27 protein-coding genes and 1 pseudogene are annotated in these 17,010 nt (G+C 67.9%); all 28 read right to left on the bottom strand.

Features of this window, described 5'->3' with window-relative positions; all coding sequences use genetic code 11:
• Positions 1–6: 6 nt before the first annotated feature.
• Positions 7–1,305: pseudogene (locus tag QMZ92_RS06225) on the bottom strand (cache domain-containing protein); the annotation flags it as partial.
• Between the two features lie 175 nt (positions 1,306–1,480).
• Positions 1,481–2,350, bottom strand: a complete 870-nt coding sequence (gene truA / locus QMZ92_RS06220) for a tRNA pseudouridine(38-40) synthase TruA (RefSeq protein WP_283296199.1) — start codon at positions 2,348–2,350, stop codon at positions 1,481–1,483.
• Positions 2,351–2,447: 97 nt separating this feature from the next.
• Complete coding sequence (gene rplQ / locus QMZ92_RS06215; protein WP_269728889.1) at positions 2,448–2,942, bottom strand: 50S ribosomal protein L17; 495 nt, start codon at positions 2,940–2,942, stop codon at positions 2,448–2,450.
• Between the two features lie 200 nt (positions 2,943–3,142).
• Entirely contained in the window at positions 3,143–4,165 is a 1,023-nt protein-coding gene (locus tag QMZ92_RS06210; protein ID WP_003956430.1) for a DNA-directed RNA polymerase subunit alpha, read from the bottom strand.
• 197 nt (positions 4,166–4,362) lie between these two features.
• Complete coding sequence (rpsK, locus tag QMZ92_RS06205; protein ID WP_017949643.1) at positions 4,363–4,767, bottom strand: 30S ribosomal protein S11; 405 nt, start codon at positions 4,765–4,767, stop codon at positions 4,363–4,365.
• A 65-nt stretch (positions 4,768–4,832) separates the two neighbouring features.
• Positions 4,833–5,213, bottom strand: a complete 381-nt coding sequence (gene rpsM, locus QMZ92_RS06200) for a 30S ribosomal protein S13 (RefSeq protein WP_093656368.1) — start codon at positions 5,211–5,213, stop codon at positions 4,833–4,835.
• Positions 5,214–5,411: 198 nt separating this feature from the next.
• Complete coding sequence (rpmJ, locus tag QMZ92_RS06195; protein WP_003956441.1) at positions 5,412–5,525, bottom strand: 50S ribosomal protein L36; 114 nt, start codon at positions 5,523–5,525, stop codon at positions 5,412–5,414.
• A gap of 58 nt (positions 5,526–5,583) precedes the next feature.
• The gene (gene infA, locus QMZ92_RS06190; RefSeq protein WP_003956442.1) at positions 5,584–5,805 is read right to left on the bottom strand and encodes a translation initiation factor IF-1; all 222 of its coding nucleotides are present in this window, start codon (positions 5,803–5,805) and stop codon (positions 5,584–5,586) included.
• Positions 5,806–6,021: 216 nt separating this feature from the next.
• On the bottom strand, positions 6,022–6,858 hold the full coding sequence (gene map, locus QMZ92_RS06185; RefSeq protein ID WP_283296198.1) for a type I methionyl aminopeptidase: 837 nt from the start codon (positions 6,856–6,858) through the stop codon (positions 6,022–6,024).
• 122 nt (positions 6,859–6,980) lie between these two features.
• Entirely contained in the window at positions 6,981–7,646 is a 666-nt protein-coding gene (locus QMZ92_RS06180; RefSeq protein WP_283296197.1) for an adenylate kinase, read from the bottom strand.
• Positions 7,646–8,965: a preprotein translocase subunit SecY gene (gene secY / locus QMZ92_RS06175; protein ID WP_093656374.1), complete on the bottom strand. Its 1,320-nt coding sequence runs from the start codon at positions 8,963–8,965 to the stop codon at positions 7,646–7,648. The genes QMZ92_RS06180 and secY overlap by 1 nt, the downstream gene beginning before the upstream one ends.
• A 244-nt stretch (positions 8,966–9,209) precedes the next feature.
• Complete coding sequence (gene rplO / locus QMZ92_RS06170) at positions 9,210–9,665, bottom strand: 50S ribosomal protein L15 (RefSeq protein WP_017949648.1); 456 nt, start codon at positions 9,663–9,665, stop codon at positions 9,210–9,212.
• 2 nt (positions 9,666–9,667) lie between these two features.
• Positions 9,668–9,850 (bottom strand): 50S ribosomal protein L30, encoded by a 183-nt coding sequence (gene rpmD, locus QMZ92_RS06165; protein ID WP_071273185.1) that lies wholly within the window; start codon positions 9,848–9,850, stop codon positions 9,668–9,670.
• The gene (gene rpsE / locus QMZ92_RS06160; RefSeq protein ID WP_093656378.1) at positions 9,850–10,461 is read right to left on the bottom strand and encodes a 30S ribosomal protein S5; all 612 of its coding nucleotides are present in this window, start codon (positions 10,459–10,461) and stop codon (positions 9,850–9,852) included. The genes rpmD and rpsE overlap by 1 nt, the downstream gene beginning before the upstream one ends.
• Before the next feature lie 65 nt (positions 10,462–10,526).
• Positions 10,527–10,910 (bottom strand): 50S ribosomal protein L18, encoded by a 384-nt coding sequence (gene rplR / locus QMZ92_RS06155; RefSeq protein ID WP_138053658.1) that lies wholly within the window; start codon positions 10,908–10,910, stop codon positions 10,527–10,529.
• A 3-nt stretch (positions 10,911–10,913) separates the two neighbouring features.
• Positions 10,914–11,453, bottom strand: a complete 540-nt coding sequence (gene rplF / locus QMZ92_RS06150; protein WP_018889344.1) for a 50S ribosomal protein L6 — start codon at positions 11,451–11,453, stop codon at positions 10,914–10,916.
• 22 nt (positions 11,454–11,475) lie between these two features.
• The gene (gene rpsH, locus QMZ92_RS06145; protein ID WP_283296196.1) at positions 11,476–11,874 is read right to left on the bottom strand and encodes a 30S ribosomal protein S8; all 399 of its coding nucleotides are present in this window, start codon (positions 11,872–11,874) and stop codon (positions 11,476–11,478) included.
• 211 nt (positions 11,875–12,085) lie between these two features.
• On the bottom strand, positions 12,086–12,271 hold the full coding sequence (locus QMZ92_RS06140; protein ID WP_003956452.1) for a type Z 30S ribosomal protein S14: 186 nt from the start codon (positions 12,269–12,271) through the stop codon (positions 12,086–12,088).
• Between the two features lie 5 nt (positions 12,272–12,276).
• A complete protein-coding gene (rplE, locus tag QMZ92_RS06135) occupies positions 12,277–12,834 on the bottom strand; it encodes a 50S ribosomal protein L5 (RefSeq protein WP_123188895.1) in 558 nt (185 codons plus the stop codon).
• Positions 12,834–13,157, bottom strand: a complete 324-nt coding sequence (gene rplX, locus QMZ92_RS06130) for a 50S ribosomal protein L24 (protein ID WP_283296195.1) — start codon at positions 13,155–13,157, stop codon at positions 12,834–12,836. The genes rplE and rplX overlap by 1 nt, the downstream gene beginning before the upstream one ends.
• A gap of 2 nt (positions 13,158–13,159) precedes the next feature.
• Entirely contained in the window at positions 13,160–13,528 is a 369-nt protein-coding gene (gene rplN / locus QMZ92_RS06125; RefSeq protein ID WP_003956455.1) for a 50S ribosomal protein L14, read from the bottom strand.
• A 166-nt stretch (positions 13,529–13,694) separates the two neighbouring features.
• Positions 13,695–13,979 carry a 30S ribosomal protein S17 gene (gene rpsQ / locus QMZ92_RS06120; protein WP_093656384.1) on the bottom strand — a complete coding sequence of 95 codons (285 nt, stop codon included), beginning with the start codon at positions 13,977–13,979 and terminating at the stop codon, positions 13,695–13,697.
• Positions 13,979–14,203, bottom strand: a complete 225-nt coding sequence (gene rpmC / locus QMZ92_RS06115) for a 50S ribosomal protein L29 (protein WP_030759371.1) — start codon at positions 14,201–14,203, stop codon at positions 13,979–13,981. Before rpmC ends, rpsQ begins: the two co-directional genes overlap by 1 nt.
• Positions 14,203–14,622 (bottom strand): 50S ribosomal protein L16, encoded by a 420-nt coding sequence (gene rplP / locus QMZ92_RS06110; protein ID WP_017949658.1) that lies wholly within the window; start codon positions 14,620–14,622, stop codon positions 14,203–14,205. The genes rpmC and rplP overlap by 1 nt, the downstream gene beginning before the upstream one ends.
• A 5-nt stretch (positions 14,623–14,627) precedes the next feature.
• A complete protein-coding gene (gene rpsC / locus QMZ92_RS06105; protein ID WP_138053660.1) occupies positions 14,628–15,482 on the bottom strand; it encodes a 30S ribosomal protein S3 in 855 nt (284 codons plus the stop codon).
• Positions 15,482–15,829, bottom strand: a complete 348-nt coding sequence (gene rplV / locus QMZ92_RS06100; protein WP_009327087.1) for a 50S ribosomal protein L22 — start codon at positions 15,827–15,829, stop codon at positions 15,482–15,484. The genes rpsC and rplV overlap by 1 nt, the downstream gene beginning before the upstream one ends.
• Before the next feature lie 42 nt (positions 15,830–15,871).
• Positions 15,872–16,153 carry a 30S ribosomal protein S19 gene (gene rpsS / locus QMZ92_RS06095; protein ID WP_017949661.1) on the bottom strand — a complete coding sequence of 94 codons (282 nt, stop codon included), beginning with the start codon at positions 16,151–16,153 and terminating at the stop codon, positions 15,872–15,874.
• A 12-nt stretch (positions 16,154–16,165) separates the two neighbouring features.
• Positions 16,166–17,002, bottom strand: a complete 837-nt coding sequence (gene rplB / locus QMZ92_RS06090) for a 50S ribosomal protein L2 (RefSeq protein ID WP_017949662.1) — start codon at positions 17,000–17,002, stop codon at positions 16,166–16,168.
• Positions 17,003–17,010 lie beyond the last annotated feature (8 nt).

Below are 17,010 nucleotides of genomic sequence, written 5' to 3'. Positions count from 1 at the left end.
AGCCGGTCACCTTCCTCCGACGCGGAGCCGTCGGTCGGCGGGCCGGCGCGCCTGGTTGTGTCTGTGGGCCTGCAACTGCTGGCGAAGCAGTTCCAGGCTGCGGACGACGGCACCCACCTCGTCCTGGTAGCGGGGGTAGTGCACGGTCTTGAGGTCTCCGTCGGCGAGCTTCTCGGCGGCGGCGGCCAGGGCCCGCAGGGGCCGCACGACGACCAGGTACACCCAGCCCAGGCAGACGCCGATCGCGGCCAGCCCGAGCATCCCGGCCAGCACGCTGCGATCCTCGCGCTCGTACGGGGCGATCTGGAAGCGCTCGGCGTTCTGCCAGCTGACGACGGTCCAGCCGATGTCGGCCGCGATGCCGCCGCCGGAGAAGGGGGCTGCCGCAGCGACGGTGACGCGGCTGCCTTCACGGATGAGCAGGCCGTTCTCGACGGGGCCTGCGCCGACCCGGACTCCGGCGGCCCGGACCAGGTCGGGCAGCGCGTCGTTCGGCAGCTCCTCGAAGGCCAGGAAGCCGTCACTGGCTGCAAGGGTCTCCGCGTCGGCGTTCACGACGCGGACCTCACCGAGGCCGGGCCGCTTCAGCAGCGAGTTGAGGAACTCCACCCGCATCTCGCCGACGAGGGTCGTGCCCTTGCGCTTCGGCACCGGCGCGCCGACCTGGACCACCGGCTTCTTCTCGCCCTTGCCGGACACCCGGACCAGGGGCAGGTCCTCGCCGTCGCTCCAGGCACGCGGGTCGCCGCCGGCGCGGGCGACGACCTTGCCGCCCTCACCCACGACGTACAGCGCCTGGTAGCGGGTGTGCTTGCGCAGGGCGTCGGTCAGCAGCTTCGCGGTGGCGTCGGGCTTGTCCGCATCGATCAGGCGGGAGGTGGAGACGAGGTCGGCCTGGGCCTCGTTCAGCGCCCGGCGGACCCGGTCGGCGATCAGGTCGGTGCGGTCGCGCTGGTCGTTGACCATGGCCGCGGGCACGCTGACCGAGCCGTCGGTGCGGTTCAGCAGCAGACCGACGGGGACGCACCACAGCAGCAGCAGAGCGGCCGTCAGCACCAGCGGTCCGCGCGTCCCGAACCGGCTCCTGCCCTGGGGTGCGGAGCCGGAGTCCTCTCCCGTGCCGCGCAGCTGCTCGCGCAGCCGTTCCAGCGCGGCGCCGATCCGGGCGGCTTCCCCCCAGCGGGGCACCGAGACGGGCCGGGTCAGATCGCCCCGGGCGAGTCGGCGGGACTCCAGGAACAGCCGCAGCAGCGGCCGCTGCACGGTCGCCCACAGCACGGCCGCGGCCAGCAGCCCGAGCACCACGAACGTCCAGGGCAGGGAGGCAAAGCGCCGGCACACCACGTTCGTCCATGTGGAACTCGCTCCCGACGCCAGGGACGGCGGCCCCGAGACGAAGGAGGCGGCGAAGGCCCTGTCGGGCCTCCTCACGACGTGGGCGAAGGACTGAGCGGCGGCTGCCGTTCGGGCAGCCGCAGGCTCAACAGCAGCCGGACGCCCCCGCGCCCCGGGCCGGGAGCGTGCGCCGGTTCCGCGCCTCCAGGTTCCTGGCGGCCAGCAGTTCGTCGGCGGGATAGCCGACTTCCTCCAGTGTGAGCCCGTGCGGCCGCACGACGTGGACCGCCGAGTCACGGACACCTGCGGCCAGGACCTTCGCCGGCCAGTCCGCCGGCCGGTGGCCGTCGCCGACGAACAGCAGCGCGCCGACGAGCGAACGGACCATGTTGTGGCAGAAGGCGTCGGCCTTCACGGTCGCGGTCAGGATCCCGGACGCGTCGCGCTCCCAGCGCAGCTCCCGGAGCGTCCGGATGGTGGTGGCCCCCTCACGCTTCTTGCAGTACGCGGCGAAGTCGTGCTCCCCGAGGAGGCGTTCGGCCGCGGCGTTCATGGCTTCCAGGTCCAACGGCCGGTCGTGCCACAGCACATGCCCGCGCAGCAGCGGGTCGACGCCCGCCGGGTGGTCGGTGACGCGGTAGGCGTAGCGCCGCCAGACCGCCGAGAAGCGGGCGTTGAAGCCGGCGGGAGCCTCCTCGGCCTTCCACACCCGGACGTCGTGGGGCAGCCGGCCGGCCAGCCGCCGCAGCAGCTTCTCCCGGTGCTCGGCCCAGAGGTCCTGCGGCAGGTCGACGTGCGCGACCTGGCCGCGGGCGTGCACCCCCGCGTCCGTGCGGCCGGCGACGGTCAGCTGGTACGTGTCCTGTGAACGGGTGACGGTACGGATCGCGTCCTCGATCTCGCCCTGGACCGTCCGCTGCCCACGCGTCTGCCGGGCCCAGCCCGAGAAGTCCCTGCCGTCGTAGGACAGGTCCAGCCGCACCCGCACGAAGCCGGGCCTCACGTCATCGCTCACGTCTCGTATGCCTCTCAGGTCCTCTCAAGGGAACGGGCCCGCCCCCGGTAGTGGGGAACGGGCCCGTCCGTCAGCCGTAAAGCCGTCTCGGAACGCCTCAGGCGTCCTTCGACTCCTCGGCCGGAGCCTCGGCGGCGTCCTCGGCCTTGGTCTCCTCGGCCTTGGCCTCGTCGGCCTCCTTGACCGCGCGCTTGGCGGCGGCCTCGGCCTCGGCGACGGTGGCCTTCTTCGCGATCTCGCCCTCGACGAGCTCGATCACGGCCATCGGGGCGTTGTCACCACGGCGGTTGCCGATCTTGGTGATCCGGGTGTAGCCACCCGGACGCTCGGCGTAGCGCGGGGCGATCTCGGTGAAGAGCGTGTGGACGATGCTCTTGTCCGTGATCGTCTGCAGCACCAGGCGACGGTTGTGGATGTCGCCCTTCTTCGCCTTCGTGATCAGACGCTCCGCGACGGGGCGCAGGCGGCGGGCCTTGGCCTCGGTCGTGGTGATGCGGCCGTGCTCGAAGAGCGACTTCGCGAGGTTCGCGAGAAGCAGCTTCTCGTGCGCGGCGCTGCCGCCCAGACGGGCACCCTTGGCGGGCTTCGGCATGGTTCTTCTCCTTGTGATCTGCACCGGCCGTATCAGGTACCGGTGTCAGCCTGTGCGAGAGGCTCGCGCCCCTCGCGCACCCCCCGGCGGTGCCGGGGACATCTGTGTCGGGCTCGCGCCCGGAGCCCGGGGCCGCGGCCCCGGAGGCAGCCACCCCGGCGGGGTGCGGGGCGTGCGCCCCGCACCCCGCCGGGAGGTGCTCAGTACTGCTCGGTCTCGACGAAACCGGCGTCCGCGTCGTCGTCCGCGCCGAAGGCGTCGGCGGCGGCGGTCGGGTCGAATCCGGGCGGGCTGTCCTTGAGGGCCAGGCCCATGCCGGCCAGCTTCGCCTTGACCTCGTCGATCGACTTCGCACCGAAGTTGCGGATGTCGAGGAGGTCGGCCTCGGAGCGGGCGACGAGCTCACCCACGGAGTGGATGCCCTCGCGCTTGAGGCAGTTGTAGGAGCGGACCGTGAGTTCCAGCTCCTCGATCGGCAGCGCCAGATCGGCGGCCAGGGCGGCGTCCGTCGGGGACGGGCCCATGTCGATGCCCTCGGCGTCGATGTTGAGCTCGCGCGCCAGACCGAACAGCTCGACCAGGGTCTTGCCGGCCGACGCCATGGCGTCGCGCGGGCGCATGGCCTGCTTGGTCTCGACGTCGACGATCAGCTTGTCGAAGTCGGTGCGCTGCTCGACACGGGTCGCCTCGACCTTGTAGGTGACCTTGAGCACCGGGGAGTAGATGGAGTCGACCGGGATCCGGCCGATCTCCTGACCCACCTGCTTGTTCTGCACGGCGGAGACGTAGCCGCGACCGCGCTCGACGGTCAGCTCCATCTCCAGCTTGCCCTTGCCGTTCAGCGTGGCCAGGACCAGATCGGGGTTGTGGACCTCGACACCGGCCGGGGGCGCGATGTCGGCGGCGGTGACCAGACCCGGGCCCTGCTTGCGCAGGTACATCACGACCGGCTCGTCGTGCTCCGAGGAGACGACCAGCTGCTTGATGTTCAGGATGAGGTCGGTGACGTCCTCCTTGACGCCGGGCACGGTGGTGAACTCGTGCAGGACGCCGTCGATCCGGATGGACGTGACGGCCGCGCCCGGGATCGAGGAGAGGAGCGTACGGCGGAGGGAGTTGCCGAGGGTGTAGCCGAAGCCCGGCTCCAGCGGCTCGATCACGAACCGGGAGCGATACTCGTCGACGACCTCTTCGGTCAGCGAGGGACGCTGAGCGATCAGCATGTCTGTGATCCTTCAGTCATGGGCGCCCGCTATTTGACGCCCGACCCGACCGGGCCGAGACCCGGCTGTCAAAAATACTGCGTACTGCAAGGGTACGGGCGGCACGTCCCACGAGGGGCCGTACCGCCCGAAGCCTCGGACCGAGCGTGACGTGCAGGACACGCGGCGCCCGGAGTCAGCCGTGCAGCGGCGACGCGTCAGACGCGACGGCGCTTGGGGGGACGGCAGCCGTTGTGCGGCGTCGGGGTGACGTCCTGGATGGAGCCGACCTCGAGACCGGTGGCCTGGAGGGAACGGATCGCGGTCTCACGGCCGGAGCCCGGACCCTTGACGAAGACGTCGACCTTGCGCATGCCGTGCTCCTGCGCGCGGCGGGCGGCCGACTCGGCGGCCATCTGCGCGGCGAAGGGGGTGGACTTGCGCGAGCCCTTGAAGCCGACGTGGCCGGCGGAGGCCCAGGAGATCACGTTGCCGCTGGGGTCCGTGATCGAGACGATCGTGTTGTTGAACGTGCTCTTGATGTGCGCGTGGCCGTGAGCGACGTTCTTCTTTTCCTTGCGGCGCACCTTCTTGACGGCGCCCTGGCGTCCCTTGGGGGGCATGTATTTCTCCCGTGGAGGTGGTCGGTCCTACAGCGAAGACCGCTGGTAGAGCGTCCTGCTGAGGACTACTTCTTGCCCGGCTTCTTCTTGCCGGCGATGGCGCGACGCGGACCCTTGCGGGTACGGGCGTTCGTGCTGGTGCGCTGGCCGTGGACCGGCAGACCGCGGCGGTGGCGCAGACCCTGGTAGCAGCCGATCTCGACCTTGCGGCGGATGTCGGCCTGGATCTCGCGACGGAGGTCACCCTCGGTCTTGAGGTTGGCGTCCACGTACTCGCGGATCTTGACGAGGTCCTCTTCGGCCAGGTCACGAACGCGGGTGTTCGGGTTCACACCGGTCGCGGCGAGGGTCTCCTTCGCCAGGGTGCGACCGATGCCGAAGACATAGGTGAGTGCGACCTCCACGCGCTTGTCGCGCGGGATGTCAACACCGGAAACGCGTGCCATTCAATGGCTCCTGTGGTGTTCGGGGGTCTGCAGCAGAACCGTCCCGGGCCGCCGACCCCTCCCGAAGGAGAGGTGGTACGTCCCGGTCCCCGGCCCCCGCCGGAGGTGCCGCCGGTCCTTGCGGACTGGGCGGGCCCTGCTGGTGAACGTGTTTTGCTCGCGTCGCGCGAAGATCTGCGAAGTGCAGGTCGGCGTGCGTCAGCCCTGGCGCTGCTTGTGGCGCAGGTTGTCGCAGATGACCATGACCCGGCCGTGGCGGCGGATCACCTTGCACTTGTCGCAGATCTTCTTGACGCTCGGCTTGACCTTCATGGGATGTGAGGTTCTCCGGGTCAGTGCCAGCACCCCTCGGGAGAGGTGAGGGCAAGATCTACTTGTAGCGGTAGACGATCCGCCCACGCGTCAGGTCGTACGGAGAGAGCTCCACGACGACCCGGTCGTCCGGAAGGATTCGGATGTAGTGCATCCGCATCTTGCCGGAGATGTGCGCGAGGACCTTGTGACCGTTCTGGAGCTCCACCTTGAACATGGCGTTCGGCAGGGACTCGATCACGGTGCCCTCGATCTCGATGGCACCTTGCTTCTTGGCCACGCTTCGCCCTTCGAATCGGCTACCTTGATCGGCTCTTGTCGCCCTTCGACCGCAAGCGGGCATACGGGTACACGCGAACCGACGCATCAGTCTACGTCAGGCCCCTGGAAAAGACGAATCCGGGGAGTTTGCCCAAGGTGGGAGATCCTTAAGCAGAACCGGGGCGCCGGGACTCCCCTCCGCCCCGTCCACGGCTCGGGTGGTCCCCGGCCCGGCTCAGGCCAGGGGGTCCGGCGCCGCCGTGACGCCCAGCTCCGCCAGCTTCGCCCGGCCGCCGTCTACGGCCGTCAGCACCAGCGGACCCTCCTCGGTCAGCGCCACCGAGTGCTCCCAGTGCGAGGACCAGGTGCCGTCCGTAGTGATCACGGTCCAGTCGTCGGAGAGCACCTCGGTGTGCGGGGTGCCGAGGGACACCATCGGCTCGATCGCCAGGCAGAAGCCGGGGACCAGCTTCGGGCCCTTGCCGCGCTTGCGGCTGACGTAGTTCAGCAGATGCGGGTCCATGTGCATCTCGGTGCCGATGCCGTGGCCGCCGTAGTCCTCGATGATCCCGTAACGGCCGCCGCCCGGCTTCGGCTGGCGGCGGATGTAGGTCTCGATCGCACGGGAGACGTCGACCAGCCGGTTGCCGTTCTTCATGGCGGCGATACCGGCCCACATGGACTCCTCGGTCACCCGGGACAGCTCGACGAGCTCCGGAGCGTGACCGCCGCCCACGAACGCCGTGAACGCCGCGTCGCCGTGCCAGCCGTCGACGATCGCGCCGGCGTCGACGGAGATGATGTCGCCGTCCTTGAGAACCGTCTTCCCGTCCGGGATGCCGTGGACGACGACCTCGTTCACCGAGGTGCAGATGGTGGCGGGGAAACCGCCGTACCCCAGGAAGTTCGACTTCGCCCCGTGGTCGGCGATCACCTTGCGGGCGACGTCGTCCAGGTCCTTCGTCGTGGCGCCGGGGACCGCCGCTTCACGGGTCGCCGCGTGGATGGCGGCGACGACCAGTCCCGCCTCACGCATCTTCGCGATCTGCTCGGGGGTCTTGATCTGCACCATGAGGGCCGGCGCCTTTCAGAGTCGGAGAGTGGTTCGGCGGAATGCCTGGGTAATCAACGATACGGCCGCGGCGTCCTGGGGACACCGCGGCCGTATGCGATCCGGTCGGAGGTACTGCGGGGTCAGGCCTGGGCGGCCCGGTCCTTCTGCAGCGCCTCCATCGCGCGCTCCGTCACCTCGTCGACCTTGCCGAGCGCGGAGATGGTCACCAGCAGGCCCTGGGCCCGGTAGTGGTCGATGATCGGCTCGGTCTGCGTGTGGTAGACCTCGAGCCGCTTGCGCACGGTCTCCTCGGAGTCGTCGTCGCGCTGGTACAGCTCTCCGCCGCAGACGTCGCAGACGCCCTCGGTCTTCGGCGCGCTGTAGGTGACGTGGAAGACGTGGGCACTGTCGTTCCGGCAGATGCGGCGGCCCGCGATCCGCTTGACGACCTCGTCCTCGGGGACCTCCAGGTCCAGGACGGCGTCCAGCTTCACGCCGTCCGACGCCAGCGCCGCGTCGAGGGCCTCGGCCTGCGACACGTTCCGCGGGAAGCCGTCCAGCAGGAATCCGTTCTGGGCGTCCGGCTGTGCCATCCGGGCCCGCGCCATCCCGATGGTGACCTCGTCCGGCACCAGGTTGCCGGCGTCCATGTACGCCTTGGCCTGCTTGCCCAGGTCCGTGCCCTTGCTGATGTTGGCCCGGAACAGGTCGCCCGTGGAGATGTGCGGGATCGACAGGTTCTTGGCAAGGAACGCGGCCTGCGTTCCCTTGCCGGCACCGGGCGGCCCGACGAGGACGATTCGCATCAGCGGAGGAACCCTTCGTAGTTGCGCTGCTGGAGCTGGCTCTCGATCTGCTTCACGGTCTCCAGACCGACACCCACGATGATGAGGATGCTGGTGCCACCGAACGGGAAGTTCTGGTTCGCACCACCGAAGCCCGCCAACGCCATCGTCGGCACGAGAGCGATCAGACCCAGATACAGCGAGCCCGGCCAGGTGATCCGGTTGAGCACGTAGCTCAGGTACTCGGCGGTAGGTCGACCAGCCCGGATACCCGGGATGAAGCCACCATACTTCTTCATGTTGTCCGCGACTTCCTCGGGGTTGAACGAGATCGCCACGTAGAAGAAGGCGAAGAACACGATCAGAAGGAAGTACGTCGCGATGTAGTAGGGGTGGTCGCCCTTGACGAAGTGGGCTTCGATCCAGGTCTTCCATCCGGCGTTCGAGTTCGAGAACTGCGCGATCAGCGCCGGGATGTAGAGCAGCGAGGACGCGAAGATGACGGGAATCACACCCGCCTGGTTCACCTTGAGCGGGATGTATGTGGACGTACCGCCGTACGACCTGCGGCCGATCATGCGCTTCGCGTACTGGACCGGGATGCGGCGCTGGGCCTGCTCGACGAAGACGACGAGCGCCACCATCACGAAACCGATCAGGATGACCGTGCCGAACTCGATCCAGCCCTTGGCGAGCTTGCCGCTCTCCTTGATGGCCCACAGCGCGCCGGGGAAGCCGGCGGCGATGGAGATGAACATCAGGATGGACATGCCGTTGCCGATGCCCCGGTCCGTGATGAGCTCACCGAGCCACATGACCACGGCCGTACCGGCGGTCATGGTGATCACCATGGTGGCGGTCACGAAGATCGACTGGTCGGGAACGATCTCGTTGGCCACCTGACAGCCGGAGAACAGCGCACCACTGCGGGCCGTGGCCACCAGGCCGGTGCCCTGCAGCACGGCCAGCGCGACCGTGAGGTAACGCGTGTACTGCGTGATCTTCGCTGTGCCGGACTGGCCCTCCTTCTTGAGGGCCTCCAGCCGCGGGATCACCACGGTCAGCAGTTGCAGGATGATGCTCGCCGTGATGTACGGCATGATGCCGAGCGCGAAGATCGTGATCTGCAGCAGCGCGCCGCCGCTGAACATGTTGACGAGGCCGAAGAGGCTGCTGTTGTTCTTCGAGGCCTGGTCCACACAGATCTGGACGTTCTCATAGCTGACGCCGGGCACCGGGATGTGTGCGCCGAGCCGGTACAGCACGATGATGCCGAGCGTGAAGAGCAGCTTCTTGCGCAGGTCGGGCGTCTTGAACGCCCGGGCGAACGCGGTGAGCACGGTGCCTCCTGCGACCCCCGCGCAAAGCGTCAGAGGTGACGGTCTTGAGGTTCGACGAATTCGTATGAGACAAGAACCGCTCCGGGGACCGGGTGGGCCTCCGTCACGGCGTGGGGGTCGCCCCCCGGGGATAACAGCAACAACGCACGCCACCTTACCGGCGAGTGTGCCTCCCTTGGAACGACCAACCGGGGATGCCCCGTTTCAGAGCATCCCCGGTTGGTGTTCAGGCCATCGGCTCGTCTCAGACGAGCTCGGTGACGGTGCCGCCGGCGGCGGTGATCTTCTCCTTGGCGGAGCCGGAGACGGCGTCGACCGTCACCTGCAGCGCCACGGAGACCTCGCCCTGGCCGAGCACCTTGACGAGCTGGTTCTTGCGAACCGCGCCCTTGGCGACCAGATCGGCGACCGTGACCTCGCCACCCTCGGGGTAGAGGGCGGCGAGCTTGTCCAGGTTCACGACCTGGTACTCGGTCTTGAACGGGTTCTTGAAGCCCTTCAGCTTCGGGAGGCGCATGTGGAGCGGCATCTGGCCGCCCTCGAAGCGCTCCGGAACCTGGTAGCGGGCCTTCGTGCCCTTGGTACCACGACCGGCCGTCTTACCCTTCGACGCCTCACCACGACCGACACGGGTCTTGGCGGTCTTGGCGCCGGGGGCGGGACGGAGGTTGTGGATCTTCAGCGGGTTCTGCTCCGCCATGATCAGTCGACCTCCTCGACCGTCACGAGGTGGCGGACGGTGTGCACCATTCCGCGGAACTCGGGGCGGTCCTCCTTGACGACCACGTCGTTGACCCTCTTCAGGCCAAGCGAACGCAGCGTGTCACGGTGGTTCTGCTTGCTGCCGATGTACGACTTCGTCTGCGTGATCTTGAGGCGGGCCATCACGCACCCGCTCCCGCACCGGCACGCGCACGAAGCAGAGCCGCGGGGGCGACGTCCTCGAGCGGCAGACCGCGGCGGGCCGCGATCTCCTCGGGACGCTGCAGACCCTTCAGGGCCTCCACCGTCGCGTGCACGATGTTGATCGCGTTGGACGAGCCGAGCGACTTCGACAGGATGTCGTGAACGCCGGCGCACTCGAGCACGGCACGCACCGGGCCACCGGCGATAACACCGGTACCGGGGGAAGCAGGCTTGAGCAGGACGACGCCCGCCGCCTTCTCGCCCGTGATCGGGTGCGGGATGGTGCCCTGGATACGCGGGACCTTGAAGAAGTGCTTCTTGGCCTCCTCAACGCCCTTGGCGATGGCGGCCGGCACCTCCTTGGCCTTGCCGTAACCGACACCCACGGTGCCGTCACCGTCGCCCACCACGACCAGCGCGGTGAAGCTGAAGCGACGACCACCCTTCACAACCTTGGCGACGCGGTTGATCGCGACGACGCGCTCAACGTACGCGGTCTTCTCGGCGGCAGCAGCGCCGCCGTCACGGCCCTTCCGGTCCCGCCGCTCGCCGCCACCGGCACCGCTACCGCGGCGCTGGGGTCCAGCCATTGGATTTACCTCTCTCTTTTCCGCTAGCTACGCAGCAGCATTCAGTCGCTGCCGCGACGGGCGGCTCAGAACTTGAGCCCGGCTTCGCGGGCGGCGTCGGCCAGGGCGGCGATGCGCCCGGCGTACTGGTTGCCGCCACGGTCGAACACGACAGCCTCGACACCGGCGGCCTTCGCACGCTCGGCCACGAGCTGGCCGACCTGCTTCGCCTTCGCCGACTTGTCGCCCTCGCCGCCGCGGATGGAAGCGTCCAGGGTGGACGCCGACGCCACGGTGTGGCCCTTGAGGTCGTCGATGACCTGAGCGGTGATGCCGCGGTTGGACCGGGTGACGACCAGACGCGGACGGTCCGCCGTACCCGAGATCTTCTTGCGGATGCGGATGTGGCGACGCTTCAGGGAAGCGCCCTTGTAGGCCTTGCCCTTGGCAATCTTCACGCCGTATGCCATGGCTTACTTACCAGCCTTTCCGACCTTGCGGCGGATGACCTCGCCCGCGTACTTCACGCCCTTGGCCTTGTACGGGTCGGGCTTGCGCAGCTTGCGGATGTTCGCGGCGACCTCGCCGACCTTCTGCTTGTCGATGCCCTCGACCGAGAACTTGGTCGGCGACTCGACCTTGAAGGAGATGCCCTCGGGGGCCTCCACCAGGATCGGGTGGCTGTAGCCGAGCTGGAACTCCAGGTTGGAGCCCTTCGCGGCGACGCGGTAACCGACACCGCTGATCTCGAGCGCCTTCGTGTATCCCTGGGTCACACCGGTGATCATGTTGGCCACCAGCGTGCGGGACAGGCCGTGCAGGGCCTTGTTCTGACGCTCGTCGTTCGGGCGGGACACCTGCAGGGTGCCGTCCTCGCCCTTAACGATCTCGATCGGCGCGGCGACGGTGTGGGTCAGGGTGCCCTTGGAACCCTTGACCGTGACCGTGCGGCCCTCGATGGTGACGTCCACGCCGGCGGGAACCGGGATGGGGAGCTTGCCGATACGCGACATTGTTCTTCTCCTCCGTTCCCGACTACCAGACGTAGGCGAGGACTTCCCCGCCCACACCCTTCTTGCTGGCCTGCTTGTCGGTGAGGAGCCCGTACGACGTGGAGATGATGGCCACGCCCAGGCCGCCGAGCACCTTCGGCAGATTGGTGGACTTCGCGTAGACCCGGAGACCGGGCTTGGAGATCCGCTTGATGCCCGCGATGGAGCGCTCACGGTTCGGGCCGAACTTCAGCTCGAGGACGAGGTTCTTGCCGACCTCGGCGTCCTCGACCTTCCAGCCCGTGATGAAGCCCTCCTGCTGGAGGATCTCCGCGATGTGCGACTTGATCTTGCTGTGCGGCATCGTCACGGAGTCGTGGTACGCCGAGTTCGCGTTACGCAGACGGGTCAGCATGTCCGCGATCGGATCAGTCATGGTCATGAATTGGCCTTCGGCCTCTCTCGCCGGGGTTTCCTGTATGTGCCATCCCTCTCCCCGCACAGGGGCGGGACGGGTGCGGCACGGGGACCTACGGCGTAGTAAGTCGTTCAGGGCGGCGGGCGCCCAACCCCACAAGCCTACGGCATGTGAGGGAGGGCCCCGCCGACCCGTTGCTTACCGAGAGCCTCGGGTAGTCCCGCGAAAGCGGTGACTACCAGGAGCTCTTGGTCACGCCCGGCAGCTCGCCACGGTGAGCCATCTCACGAAGGCACACGCGGCACAGGCCGAACTTGCGGTACACGGAGTGCGGACGGCCGCAGCGCTGGCAGCGGGTGTACGCACGCACACCGAACTTGGGCTTACGAGCAGCCTTGGCAATCAGAGCCTTCTTCGCCATCTCGCTCACGCCTCCTTGAACGGGAAGCCGAGGTGACGGAGAAGGGCACGGCCTTCAGCGTCGTTGGTCGCCGTGGTGACCACGGTGATGTCCATACCCCGGACGCGGTCGATCTTGTCCTGGTCGATCTCGTGGAACATGACCTGCTCCGTGAGACCGAAGGTGTAGTTGCCACGGCCGTCGAACTGCTTGGGGGAGAGGCCGCGGAAGTCGCGGATGCGCGGCAGCGCGAGCGACAGGGTGCGGTCCAGGAACTCCCACATGCGGTCGCCACGGAGCGTGACGTGGGCACCGATCGGCTGGCCCTCACGCAGCTTGAACTGCGCGATGGACTTACGGGCCTTGGTGACGGCCGGCTTCTGACCGGTGATCGTGGTGAGGTCGCGGATGGCGCCCTCGATCAGCTTGGAGTCGCGGGCGGCGTCGCCCACACCCATGTTGACCACGATCTTGACCAGACCGGGGACCTGCATGACGTTCTCGTACTTGAACTCGTCACGCAGCTTGCCGACGATTTCCTCGCGGTAGCGCGTCTTGAGACGCGGCGCAGTCGTGGTAGCCATCAGATGTCCTCACCGGTCCGCTTGGCAACGCGGATCTTGTTGCCCTCGTCGTCAAACCGGTAGCCGACGCGGGTGACGACCTTCTTGCCGTCCTTCTCCACGACGAGCTGCACGTTGCTGACGTGGATGGGGGCCTCGGTGGTCACGATGCCGCCGGCCTGGGAGGCACGGCCCGGCTGGTTGGCCTTGGTGTGCTTCTTGACCCGGTTGACACCCTCGACCAGGACACGCTCCTCGCGCGGGAAAGCGGCGATGACCTTGCCCTGCTTGCCCTTGTCCTTGCCGGTGATGACCTGGACCAGGTCGCCCTTCTTGATCTTCATGCTTACAGCACCTCCGGCGCGAGCGAGATGATCTTCATGAACTTCTTCTCGCGCAGCTCACGGCCCACGGGGCCGAAGATACGGGTGCCGCGAGGGTCGCCGTCGTTCTTCAGAATGACGGCGGCGTTCTCGTCGAAGCGGATGTACGAGCCGTCCTGGCGGCGGCGCTCCTTGACGGTGCGAACGATGACCGCCTTGACGACGTCACCCTTCTTCACGTTGCCACCGGGGATCGCGTCCTTGACGGTGGCGACGATGACGTCACCGATGCCCGCGTAGCGGCGACCCGAGCCACCGAGAACACGGATGCAAAGGATCTCCTTGGCACCAGTGTTGTCGGCGACGCGAAGTCGCGACTCCTGCTGGATCACGTCTATCTCCTGATCGTCTGCCGGTTCCCGGCGGGGACTGGTCCCGAAGGGGACAGTCCCCGCCGAGCCTGGCGGAACTTAGTGCTGGGGCAGTGCCCCCGGAGGGGTTCCCCCAGCGGGGGGCATGCGGGGGAGCACTCCCCTTCCAGGGAGGGCCCCCGCAAAATTACTTGGCCTTCTCGAGGATCTCGACGACGCGCCAGCGCTTCGTCGCGGACAGCGGCCGGGTCTCCATCAGGAGGACGCGGTCGCCGACACCCGCGGCGTTCTGCTCGTCGTGCGCCTTGAGCTTGTTGGTACGGCGGATGACCTTGCCGTACAGCGCGTGCTTGACACGGTCCTCGACGGCGACGACGACGGTCTTGTCCATCTTGTCGCTGACGACCAGACCCTCACGGGTCTTGCGGAATCCGCGCTCGGTCTTGTTCTCGGTCACGTTGCTCTCGCTCATCAGGCGTTCTCCACCGTCTCGATGCCCAGCTCGCGCTCACGCATCAGGGTGTAGATCCGGGCGATGTCCTTGCGGACGGCCTTCAGCCGGCCGTGGTTCTCGAGCTGACCGGTCGCCGCCTGGAAGCGGAGGTTGAACAGCTCTTCCTTGGCCTCGCGGAGCTTGGCAACAAGCTCCTCGTTGCCCAGCTCGCGCAGCTCGGACGCCTTGGTTCCGGCCGACATCACGCCTCACCTGCCTCGCGCCGAACGATGCGGCACTTCATCGGAAGCTTGTGAGCAGCGCGGGTGAGCGCCTCACGAGCAATCTTCTCGTTCGGGTAGGACAGCTCGAACATCACCCGACCGGGCTTGACGTTCGCGACCCACCACTCCGGCGAACCCTTACCGGAACCCATGCGGGTCTCGGCAGGCTTCTTCGTCAGCGGGCGGTCCGGGTAGATGTTGATCCAGACCTTGCCGCCACGCTTGATGTGACGGGTCATCGCGATACGAGCGGCCTCGATCTGACGGTTCGTCACGTACGCCGGGGTGAGTGCCTGGATGCCGTACTCGCCGAACGCAACCTGCGTACCACCCTTGGACATACCGCTGCGCTTCGGGTGGTGCTGCTTGCGGTGCTTGACCCTACGGGGGATCAGCATTTCGGTCAGGCCTCCGTTCCGGTGCTCTCAGCAGCCGGAGCGGCAGCGGCGGGGGCGTCGGCCTTGGGAGCCTCGGCCGACTGCTGCTGGCCGCCCTGGGCCGACTGCTGCTGCGGCTTGCGACCGCGACCGCCACGCTCGCCACCACGGCCACCACGGGCCGGGCGGTCGGAGCCACCACGGGCCGGGCGGTTGCCGGCGCGGGCAGCGGCGTTCTCGGCGCGGACCTCGGCGATGTTCTTGACGTCGCCCTTGTAGATCCAGACCTTCACGCCGATGCGGCCGAAGGTGGTCTTGGCCTCGAAGAAGCCGTACTCGACGTTCGCGCGGAGCGTGTGCAGCGGCACACGGCCCTCGCGGTAGAACTCCGAGCGGGACATCTCGGCGCCGCCGAGACGGCCACCACACTGGATCTTGATGCCCTTGGCGCCCGCCTTCATGGCCGACTGCATGCTCTTGCGCATGGCGCGGCGGAAGGAGACGCGGGAGGACAGCTGCTCGGCAACGGCCTGGGCCACGAGCTGAGCGTCGACCTCGGGGTTCTTGACCTCGAGGATGTTCAGCTGGACCTGCTTGCCCGTGAGCTTCTCGAGGTCGCCGCGGATGCGGTCGGCCTCGGCGCCACGGCGGCCGATGACGATGCCGGGACGCGCGGTGTGGATGTCCACCCGCACGCGGTCACGGGTGCGCTCGATCTCGACCTTGGAGATGCCGGCGCGCTCCATGCCGGACGTCATCATCCGACGGATGGCGACGTCTTCCTTGACGTAGTCCTTGTACAGCTTGTCGGCGTACCAGCGGGACTTGAAGTCCGTGGTGATGCCGAGCCGGAACCCGTGCGGGTTTACCTTCTGGCCCATTACCGGGTTCCTTCCTTGCTGCTGACGACCACGGTGATGTGGCTGGTCCGCTTGCGGATCCGGTAGGCACGGCCCTGGGCGCGCGGACGGAACCGCTTCAGGGTCGGGCCCTCGTCGACGTACGCCTCGCTGATGAACAGCGAGGAGGCGTCCGTGTGGTCGTAGTTGTGCGCGGCGTTGGCGATGGCGCTGTCCAGCACCTTGCCGACCGGCACGCTCGCGGCCTGCGGGGCGAAACGCAGGACCGCCTGAGCCTCCGTGGCGTCCATGCCACGGATGAGGTCCACCACGCGGCGGGCCTTCATGGGCGTGACGCGGATGTACCGCGCCTGGGCCCTGGCTTCCATGGTTGTCCCTTCGGTGTAAGTCATAGTCGTTCCACCCCGCGATTAGCGGCGCTTCGACTTCCGGTCGTCCTTGACGTGGCCGCGGAAGGTGCGAGTCGGCGAGAACTCGCCGAGCTTGTGGCCGACCATGGACTCGGTGACGAACACCGGGACGTGGGTCTTGCCGTTGTGCACCGCGATCGTGTGGCCCAGCATGGCCGGGACGATCATCGAGCGACGGGACCAGGTCTTGATGACGTTCTTGGTGCCTGCTTCGTTCTGGGCGTCCACCTTCTTGATCAGGTGGTCGTCGACGAAGGGCCCCTTCTTGAGACTGCGCGGCATCTAAACCCGCTCCTAGCGCTTCTTGTTCGTCTTGCGGCGGCGGACGATGTACTTGTTGCTCGCCTTCTTGGGAGAACGAGTACGACCCTCCTTCTGACCCCAGGGGGAGACCGGGTGGCGACCACCGGAGGTCTTGCCCTCACCACCACCGTGCGGGTGGTCGACCGGGTTCATGGCGACACCGCGGACGGTCGGGCGAACGCCCTTCCAGCGCATACGGCCGGCCTTGCCCCAGTTGATGTTCGACTGCTCGGCGTTGCCGACCTCGCCGACGGTGGCGCGGCAGCGGACGTCGACCAGGCGGATCTCACCGGACGGCATGCGCAGGTGGGCCATGGAGCCCTCCTTCGCCAGCAGCTGCACGGAGGCACCCGCGGAGCGGGCGAACTTCGCGCCGCCGCCGGGCCGCAGCTCGATGGCGTGCAGGGTCGTACCGACCGGGATGTTGCGCAGCGCCAGGTTGTTGCCGGGCTTGATGTCGGCACCGGGGCCGTTCTCGATCCGGTCACCCTGCGACAGACCGCGCGGGGCGAGGATGTAGCGCTTCTCGCCGTCCGCGTAGTGCAGGAGCGCGATGCGCGCGGTGCGGTTGGGGTCGTACTCGATGTGCGCGACCTTGGCCGGCACGCCGTCCTTGTCGTGACGACGGAAGTCGATCACGCGGTAGGCGCGCTTGTGGCCACCACCCTGGTGGCGAACGGTCACACGACCGGCGTTGTTACGGCCGCCCTTGCTGTGCAGGGGGCGGACCAGCGACTTCTCCGGCGTGGACCGCGTGATCTCGACGAAGTCGGCGACGCTGGAGCCACGACGGCCCGGAGTCGTCGGCTTGTACTTGCGGATACCCATTTCTCAGT

This window comes from Streptomyces sp. HNM0645 (assembly GCF_030056615.1).
In the GTDB taxonomy this organism is placed as follows: Bacteria; Actinomycetota; Actinomycetes; order Streptomycetales; family Streptomycetaceae; genus Streptomyces; species Streptomyces marianii.
Note: the sequence above shows the minus strand (reverse complement) of the source record. Positions and strands in the feature narration are given on the sequence as shown.